Here is a 7,043-nt window from a genome sequence, read left to right as displayed (position 1 = left end):
ACCGGCGAAGAGATTTTTCGTTTATACAATGGATTATTTTTAATGCATCCCTCCCTTGCTATTTTGTAAATATAGCCCGGAAACAATTGGCGCTTGTATTCACTGCATCTTTCGGCGGCTTGCCTGTTCCATAAAACTCATTGAGGAACCCTGCAGCGTCAGACCACACCGTTTGCATCATTCCGCGGAAACGGGGCTTCATTTCTTTGGTGGCGCTGGCACGGTAATCATACATATCTTTCAGTTGCTGCTGTGCATTAGCGGGCATTCTCCACGGACAGGTAATTACCGAAAGTCCCTTCATTGCCAGGTACACCGGTGTTTTATCAGGCCGCTCATAATGCCAGTCGCAGATGATCACATCTTTTGGAACCAAGTCTACCGCACGGTGTGTATTGTTCATACTCGCCTCCCACTCACCCAAACCGGTAAGCTTGCCATCCAGCAACCGGTCGCCCCATATCCATAACTCACGGCCCTTTCCCGCCAGGTGATTGCGGATCGTCCATACTTCCCCGGCAAATAATTCCGCCTTATCGCGGCCACCACAACGGGGGCATTTATCTTCCCCGATGTAAAACACCTCATCCATACCCGCATGAAAGGCATTGCTTTCAAACGCATCACAGATCTCATCTACCAGCTCAAAAACAATTTTATGTACCCCCGGATGCAACGGGCAATAACTTTTGCAATACAGCCGGTCGGCATTAGGCCATACATAGTTTGCCGGCATCTTCACCCATGGCGTTTCATCAAAATCAGGGTATACCTTCAACAGGTTAGCTGTAGTACCTGCCCACGACTGATGCCCCAGCAAATTGATCTGCGGTATCAGGCGGATGTTGTGCTTACGGCAGGTTTGCACCAGCTGCTTTACCTGCTGCTCCGTTAAAGCGCCCGCATCGCGCAGCTCAGGGTGTGATTTAAACTGGTAATTAAAATCAACACGTAATACCAATGTGTTGATATGCCGCGGCGCCAGCTCCGTATCAATAAATCTGAGGAAAGGGGCCAGTCCTTCCGCCCTGGGCGCGGCTATACAAAAACCGCGTACCGGAAGCGTATCCGCCGGCAAGGGTTTTGCAAAGGAAAGGGAAACACTGCCGCAAACAAGCAGTAAAAGGGTAAACAATTTTTTCATAAGTGATAAATTTTTTCAGGCATGCCCTAAAATAACGAAAGCAGTGCGGAACTGCAACCTTTTCGATGTAACAAAGGTATAATCACCTTCTAATGTTATACACTTTGATTTTTAATATCTTTGATAAAAGCACTACCTCTATGAACGAGATCAAACTGCCGTTTACTGCGCGTCTCACTTTTACCCTTTTTTCCATCATCCTTATTATTTACATTGCTCATGTAGGCAGCGGTATTATTGTGCCGCTTATGTTTGCCATGCTTATTGCCATCATGTTGCTACCGGTGGTTCACCAACTGGAAAAATGGCGTATCCCGCGGGGACCGGCAGCTATCATAGCCGTATTGCTGTTTATTATAGGTATTGTACTGGTGATGCTCCTGCTGGCCAAACAAATGGAGGCCTTCATCTCCGACTTTCCCCAGCTGGAACAGAAACTGATGCTGGTGATCGACTCCACACAGGATTGGGTGAACACCAAATTCCATATTGATTCCAGTACCCAGATGAGTTACGTAGAAAAAGGCGTAATGGGCACCCTCGGCACCGCCACCAGCTTCATCAGCCAAACATTCCTGTCGCTTTCTTCCCTGCTGATCTTTGTAGTGTTTGTATTCCTGTATGCTTTTTTTATTCTCTTCTACCGGAGGTTACTGGTATCTTTCCTGATAAAGATCTTCCAGGAACAGCACCGCGAAAAACTGCTCACCGTTATTGCCAGCACCCGCACCATCATTAAAAGCTATGTGGGTGGATTGATGATAGAAATGGTGGTGGTAGCTGTTCTCAATACTACGCTGTTCTTTATCCTCGGCATCAAATACGCTATCCTGCTGGGCGTAATGGCAGCCATCTTTAATATCATTCCATATGTGGGTATTTTAACCGCAGCCATTCTCATTATCCTGGTCACCCTGGCTACGGGCACGCCTGTCCAGGCATTGCAGGCTGGTATTGCCCTGTTCCTCATTCATGTGTTCGACAGCAACATCCTGTTCCCCAGCATCGTGGGATCCAAGGTAAAGATCAACGCACTGGTGACCATTGTGGGCGTGGTGCTCGGCAATATGTTATGGGGCATTCCGGGTATGTTCCTCGCCATTCCTACTATTGCCATCATTAAAATTATTTGTCAGAATATTGAAGAGATGACCCCCTGGGCTGTCTTGCTGGGTGATGAATCCAGGCCGAAAGTGAAGAAGGTGAAATTGGTGAAGAAAGACTAAATCCATAGATATCATCATTGCCGCGCCGGTCTGAGCTGATAAACCCTTTACGGCCCTGGTCATACAACAGCATGCCAAAGTCGTTACGGGAACTGTTCACCGGCGCTCCGGCGTTTTCCGGTGCGCCCACTGCCTGGTACCCGGTACCCAGCTGCACACTGAAAATATCCAGTCCGCCTAAACCCGGCCAGCGGTCCGATGAAAAGTAAAGACGGCCGGTTGCCGCTACATATGGAAACATTTCATCACCGGCGGTATTCACATTTGGGCCCGCATTTACGGGTGTTCCCCATCCGCTGTCTGTTCTCATCACATAATAAATATCTTTTCCTCCAAATCCTCCCGGCATATCAGAAGCAAAAAACAAAACATGTCCATCCGGGTGCAAAGCAGGCTGCCCCGTGCTGTAGCTGGCGCTGTTAAAGGGCAATGAGGGTAATAGTTCCCAATGGTCGCGCCTGGCTACGAAAACATCGAGCTGCAGCCGGTTTACATCGGCGCCATTCCACCCGGGCTGATTACGGGTAAGGAACAAGGTATCCTGTTTTTTATTAAAAGCTATGGGGCCTGTATGATAGTGGTTCTCCATACGCAGGTCGTACGGCGTTACCAGTTTTGCGGACAACTGGTTCGGAACAGGCACAAAATTAAGCTGTGGGTTTGCGCCTATCTTACGGCTGTCGTTACTGCTGTTACGGCTGTTATCAGTATTGTGTACATCGCGGGGTGCATAGCTCAGTCTTGCTGCGAGTTCCGGCGTACGAAGCGCTGCATTCCTTACATTAGCGGTATCTGCCACCTGGTATAAGGTGAGGAAACTGCCGCCATTCCATCCGGAAATCCTTCTGAATGCCCTTGTTACGGGCCGGTCGGAAAGGAACAATAAGCCATAACGGTGAAATACCGGGCAGAAATCAGCATAGCCGCTATTGATATTCAGCAGCTCCATTTTCACAGCAGCGGTATCCTTCAGTAATGCAGCGGCGCCTTGTTCGTATAACGCGATAGTGGCAGACAGGTGTTCATCTCCCCAACCCTTATCCCGGCATTGACGGTAAGCTGCTGCCGCTTCCCGGTAACGGCCATCCATGGCCAGTAACTGTGCATACCGGTAATAACCAAACGTATCTGCCGCTGGCTGTTTCAACGCTTTCTCATACCATTTCAGCGCGGCTGAATACTGTTGTGTTTTAAGATAACTTTCTGCCAGGTGCGCCATCGCAACGCTGTTGAGCGAATCCTTTTTAAGCGCCTTTTTATAATAGAAAATGGCGTCTGCATACTTCATTGCTGCATATGCTTTTCCGGCGGCATTCATTGGATAACGCTGCTGGCTATACGTCATAACCGGTAGTAATAATATAAAGAGGTAGTAAAAACACTTCATCATTGTAGGATTTAAAAATAACGGGGAGATAATATCTTGCCCTTCTCACATCCAAATTCATATCTCAGCATCACTTCATGTGTTCCCTGGTTATACTTTACCAGGTTGGTAATAGAGTGATCATACGCGTAGCCTATCCGCAGCTGGTTGGTTACCTGTACCTCGAACATCCCCGCTACGGCGTCGCCTGTACGATAAGAAGCGCCAAATGAAACAAGGTCTTTGATCCAGAGATTCGCGTTAATATCCACCTGTACCGGCGCACCTTTTACTGCCTTTACCAGGGTAGATGGTTTCAGCTTAAAGGATTCACCCAGGTCAAACACGTATCCGGCAACAAAAAAGAAGTGCATGTATTTTTTTGACAGTACGTCTGCTTCGTAATACAGCTGGTCTTTCCGCAGTTTGCTCTGCACCAGGTTGGGAATAGAGAACCCTGCATAGAACCGGTCGGTATTGTAATAAATACCCGACCCAAAAGCGGGAAGGATCGCATTTATATTCTGTGCAAATGCGGGATCGCCGCCTTCAATCAGGTCCACCTTCGTGAGGTCTGCCTTATAGTTACTGAAGCCACCCTGTAATCCAACGGCCAGCGTACCCGAGTTCCTGAAGCGGATACGGTAGGCATAGGTAGCATAAAAACCGCTGGTATTGGTGATCCCTATCTTATCGTGATAAGCCTGGATACCGAGTCCCACTTTTTCATTGCGCGTAGCCATGTCGAAGGCGATGCTGCCGGTTTCCGGCGCACCGTCCATTCCGGCCCATTGCCGCCGGTACAATGCGGTAGCGCTCAAAATACCCCGGCTGCCGGCATACCCGGGGTTAACGGCCATCATATTAAACATGTATTGTGTATACATGGGCTCCTGCTGGGCATTTACCTGCAGATACGATGAAACAAAAAATACCAGCGCTATAATAATTCTTTTCATAACTAACGCATTATTGTAATGAAGCCCGCAATGCGGTCGTTCCCATTTACTGTAATAATATAATAATAGGTTCCATCAGGTACTACATCTCCCGGATGTACGCCCTGGTTACTTCTGCCATCCCAGTTGTTCTTATAATCAGTGTTTTTATACACCGCATTTCCCCAGCGGTTATACATTTCCAGGGAAATCTTATCATTTCCGGCGTTGCCGATAACAAACCGGTCGTTCCTTCCATCTCCATTCGGAGAAAATCCTCCCGGAATATGTAAGCGTGTAGGGTTCAGCGTTACAGGAGTTGCCACGCTTTCATCAGGTACGCCGTTTCCATCCGGATCGGCCTGTAAGCCATTGGTCGATTGGTCACTGACCGCCACTCCGCCACCGGAGCCTTTCAGGAAGGCGCTGTTATTGAAGGTGCCTGATTGTTTATTAGGTGTTATCCTTACCACAAAACGGATCGTATCGGCGGCGCCCACTGCGAGGTTGCTGCCAGCCGCCAGCAGATCAATATTATTGCTGCCATTGAACGTGTTGTTAGCCAGCAAACCACCTGTAGCAATAATATCACCTATAAGGCTATACGTTATGGGAGGAGCAAATACTGCGGAGAGATCATCGGTTACCTGTACGTCTGTAACCGGCACATTGCCCAGGTTTTGCACTACCAGTGTATAGGTAATAGTATAATCACCGTTAATTTCCAGCACCGGCTCACTCACCGTTTTGGCAATACCTGCTACCACGTTGGCCTTTGGCGATACCGGCGTTGGCAGGTCTTCCCCATTATCCGCCGGAGAGCCGTTACCGTTAGGATCGGCTTCAGCGCCATTATTGGAAACATCACTCACCAGGGCGCCCGCCGGCGAAGTACCGGTAACGGTTACACTATTATTAAAAGGACCAAAATTGCCATTGGGAATAATATCCAGTACCAGGCTGATGGTACCTGTTTCACCGGCTTCCAGCGCACTGCCGGCCAGCAATAGCTGCTGGTTGGCGGCACCGTTAAACGCCTTGTTGATGAGCAGTCCGCCATTTGCCACTGCGCTAACCACGCGGAAACCTGCGGGTGTTGTAAAAGCAGCGGCCAGGTTATCGGTAGCGCTTACCTGTTGTAAACGGACATTGCCATAGTTCTTTATCTTAATGGTAAAAGTAGTTCTGTAACTGCTGCCATCAGGTTGCAATACTGGTTCAACAGCGCTCATGGCTGCGCCGATAAGCGGTGCTTCCGGAGGTGAGGTTACAGTGATCACCAGTAATGCTGTATCGCAGGCGCCGCCGGGATCACAAACCTTATAAGTTGCCATGTCCATTCCTGTGAAGCCGGCAGCTGAAGTGTAGCTGAATGTACCATCTGCCCTGAGTGTAAGTGTACCATTGGCAGTAGTGGCTACCACGGAAGCGGTTAAAGCACCATTTTCTGTATCCGTATCATTTAATAATACATTGCCATTCAACGGTACCCCCTGTTGCGTAGTGAGAGAATCATTCACCGCCACCGGGCTGTCGTTTACTGCAGCTATGTTAAACAGTACAGCCGCCGTATCGCACTGCGACGGCGTGCCGTTATCGCATACCTTGTAAATGAGGCTATCGGGCCCGCTGTAATTGGCATTGGGTGTATAAGTAAAGCTGCCATCGGCGTTCAGCACTACCGTGCCGTTTACCGACGCTGTTACCAGCGAAGCGGTGAGGGCATTGCCTTCAGGATCGGTATCATTGGTAAGCACATTGCCAGTGGCGGGGGTATCTTCCGTTACAGAGATGCTATCAGGTACTGCTACCGGTGCATCGTTGGCCGCAGCAATAGTGAATATCGCTTTGGCGGTATCACAAAGATTATCCGGGTCGCATAATTTATAGATCAGGCTATCAGCGCCGCTGTAGTTGGCGTTGGGCGTATAGGTGAAGCTTCCATCGTTATTTAATACTACAGTGCCATGAACAGGGCCGGTCAATAACGATACCATCAGGGAATCTGTGGGCGTTTCCCGGTCGCTGTCATTGCTACGAACGTTGCCTGTGGCAGCAATATCTTCTGTTACGGCAATACTATCATTTACCGCAACAGGTGCGTGATTCACAGCGGAGATATTAAGCAGCAAAGTTGCCGTGTCGCACAGTGATGGCGTACCGTTATCGCATACCTGGTAAATGAGGCTATCGGACCCGCTGTAGTTGGCGTTGGGCGTATAAGTAAAGCTGCCATCGGCGTTCAGCACTACCGTGCCGTTTACCGGCGCTGTTACCAGTGAAGCGGTGAGAGCATTGCCTTCAGGATCAGTATCATTGGTGAGCACATTGCCAGTGGCGGGGGTATCTTCCGTTACAGAGATGCTATC

General features: G+C 49.1%; 5 protein-coding genes. 1 reads left to right on the top strand and 4 read right to left on the bottom strand.

Features of this window, described 5'->3' with window-relative positions; all coding sequences use genetic code 11:
* Nucleotides 1-58 precede the first annotated feature (58 nt).
* Nucleotides 59-1,144, bottom strand: coding sequence for a family 20 glycosylhydrolase (locus tag VN105_RS07390; RefSeq protein WP_325639424.1), 1,086 nt, complete (start codon nucleotides 1,142-1,144; stop codon nucleotides 59-61).
* Nucleotides 1,145-1,236: 92 nt separating this feature from the next.
* Here VN105_RS07390 and VN105_RS07385 point away from each other — a divergent pair, with 92 nt between their 5' ends.
* Entirely contained in the window at nucleotides 1,237-2,370 is a 1,134-nt protein-coding gene (locus VN105_RS07385; protein WP_325639422.1) for an AI-2E family transporter, read from the top strand.
* Here VN105_RS07385 and VN105_RS07380 read toward each other — a convergent pair.
* The 3 genes from VN105_RS07380 to VN105_RS07370 form a co-directional block, all read right to left on the bottom strand.
* The gene (locus VN105_RS07380) at nucleotides 2,270-3,760 is read right to left on the bottom strand and encodes a tetratricopeptide repeat protein (protein WP_325639420.1); all 1,491 of its coding nucleotides are present in this window, start codon (nucleotides 3,758-3,760) and stop codon (nucleotides 2,270-2,272) included. The two genes, VN105_RS07385 and VN105_RS07380, sit on opposite strands and share 101 nt — an antisense overlap.
* An 8-nt stretch (nucleotides 3,761-3,768) precedes the next feature.
* Complete coding sequence (locus VN105_RS07375) at nucleotides 3,769-4,695, bottom strand: type IX secretion system membrane protein PorP/SprF (RefSeq protein ID WP_325639418.1); 927 nt, start codon at nucleotides 4,693-4,695, stop codon at nucleotides 3,769-3,771.
* A gap of 2 nt (nucleotides 4,696-4,697) precedes the next feature.
* On the bottom strand, nucleotides 4,698-7,043 hold a 2,346-nt coding region (locus tag VN105_RS07370; RefSeq protein ID WP_325639416.1), incomplete at its 5' end, for an Ig-like domain-containing protein.

The organism is Chitinophaga sp., assembly GCF_035564935.1.
Classification (GTDB): Bacteria; Bacteroidota; Bacteroidia; order Chitinophagales; family Chitinophagaceae; genus Chitinophaga.
This window is presented reverse-complemented; position numbering and strand designations above follow the sequence as displayed.